The sequence below is a fragment of the Neisseria sp. HMSC064E01 genome, from assembly GCF_001808875.1.
In the GTDB taxonomy this organism is placed as follows: domain Bacteria; phylum Pseudomonadota; class Gammaproteobacteria; order Burkholderiales; family Neisseriaceae; genus Neisseria; species Neisseria sicca_A.
On sequence record NZ_KV794905.1, the window covers coordinates 1 to 1,971 of the forward strand.

Annotated in this window: 3 protein-coding genes; all 3 read right to left on the reverse strand. The window is 46.3% G+C overall.

The window, feature by feature from the left end:
- The coding region (locus HMPREF2572_RS13145; RefSeq protein WP_148132275.1) for an RHS repeat domain-containing protein at positions 1–428 on the reverse strand (428 nt) is incomplete at its 3' end.
- 107 nt (positions 429–535) lie between these two features.
- Positions 536–817, reverse strand: a complete 282-nt coding sequence (locus HMPREF2572_RS03360; protein WP_070496255.1) for a hypothetical protein — start codon at positions 815–817, stop codon at positions 536–538.
- Between the two features lie 2 nt (positions 818–819).
- Positions 820–1,971, reverse strand: a 1,152-nt coding sequence (locus HMPREF2572_RS15030; protein ID WP_246827759.1) for an RHS repeat domain-containing protein, incomplete at its 5' end; no start/stop codon positions are given.

The window sequence follows — 1,971 nt, forward strand, 5'->3', positions numbered from 1 at the left end:
GCGGTGATGGCGATGACGTTGCCTTCGGTATCGTAGAGATAGCGGGTTTCGCGTCCGAGGGGGTCGCGTTCTACGGTAATGCGGCCGTAGCTGTCGCGTTCGCTGTCGCTGCGCTGTCCGTCGGCGTCGATGCGGTAGATAAGTTCGCGGTTTTCGTCGAAACCGTACACTTCCGTCCGTCCCAATGCGTCGGTAACGACGGTATGGTCTTTGCGGTAGTCGAACGTCCATTCTTCGCCGAGGTTGTTGCTGCTTTTGAGCACTTTGCCGTCGGTGTCGTGACGGTCGTATTCGTAGCGGGATACCAGTCCGTCGGGCTGGTTGTGTTCGACCATGATGTGGTTGCGGTAGGCGAAACCGCGCAGTTTTTTGCCGTCGCGTCCGTAAACGGCGGTCAAATCGCCGTAGCCGTCGTAGCCGTAGCGCAAAAAGGGGATTGAGACCGTCTAATAAACCGAAAAAACCGCGTGCGTACTTGAGGCACGCACCCTACCTGTGAATTTGGAAATTTATGCAGGCTACGGATTGCTTTATTTTATTTAAAGGATACAATAGAAGTAATTTTATTAATAAATTTTTTAGCTAAATCTTCATTTTCTTTTTTGAAAAATCGAATATCTAAGCCGTCATCTACATCACTAACTAAAATAAATTCTTCTTTCATAAATAAAAAATACCACATATCAGCATTAGGGCTCATAACCACTTCTTGTAATTCAATATCCATTACCTTTATTAATTCATTGATTTCACTTCTATCAAAAGAAAAATCTAATGGAAGAGACCATAGGGATTTATTAATTTTTAATGCCTCCATAATTATATCCCTAATTCTGCAAGTAATTTGGCACAATCGACACCATCTAGCAACTTTTTATTTACTGATTCTCTAGATTTTCTTGATGATTCTATAATATCTTCATAAATTGCATTGCCTTCCAATCCCTTTTTCTTCTTCTTCGCAACTAATTGTTTAAAGGTTAGCATTGGATCGGTTTGGTACAGCTTAATAGCAGCTTTCCTGTCTTTCATCAACATTCTTGCTCGAATCCTTGCCTCATTTCTTTGTTTGGAAAGATTTCTAGCACGTTGTTTTAAAGAAAGTTTGCAATTATCCTTTATTCTACTTTCTTCTCTTATATACCAGCATCGAACTGCTACATTACTTAGCGAACCAGCCTTGGGATCGCTTGGTCGAAGTTTAACTAAACCAGCAGGGTCGACCCACATTAACCCATTCGGCGCAAAAGCATATAGATTCTCCCCGCCCAACAACCGAATTGGATCCTGATTCACAAACCGACCCGCCTCAGGCTCGTAATAGCGCATCAGGTTGTAATGCAGCCCGGTCTCTTCATCATAATACTGGTTTTGCAGTCTGAACGGCTGATGCGCGTTTTTGTAAACCCGTTCGTCCTTTTTCAGACGACCCCAAGCGGTGTATTCGCCGTACCATAAGAGATTGCCGTGGATGTCGGTCATCTCGCGCGGTATGCCGACTTGGTCGTTGTGGAAATAGCTGAGGTATTGTTTGCCGTCTTTGGCGTTGTCAAAGACTTGCGCCAGCGGTTCGTAGCTGTCTTGGTCAGTGTAGATATAGGTGTAGCTGCCTTTGTAGGTGTACTCCTGAAGTAATCGTGTTCCGTCCCAGACGAAGTGGGTGCGCTTCGGGTCGGTACTGGTCCAAGCGAGTTTGTCTTGGCGTTCTTTGGAGAGGCGTCGTCCGAACGGGTCGTAGGCGTAGGTCCAGATTTCGGTATTGCCGGCGGGCTTTTTGATTTCGGCGCGGACGAGTTGGTTTTCTAGGTCGTATTGGTAATATTGGTTTTCGCCATTGGGCAGCTGGCGGTAGATCAGGTTGCCCAATGCGTCGTAGGTGTATTCGATGCCGTTGTATTCTTTGAGGCGGTTGCCGCTGACCGGGTTAGGGTGGGCAGGTGATTTCAGACGACCTTGAGTTTTGGGGTCGTC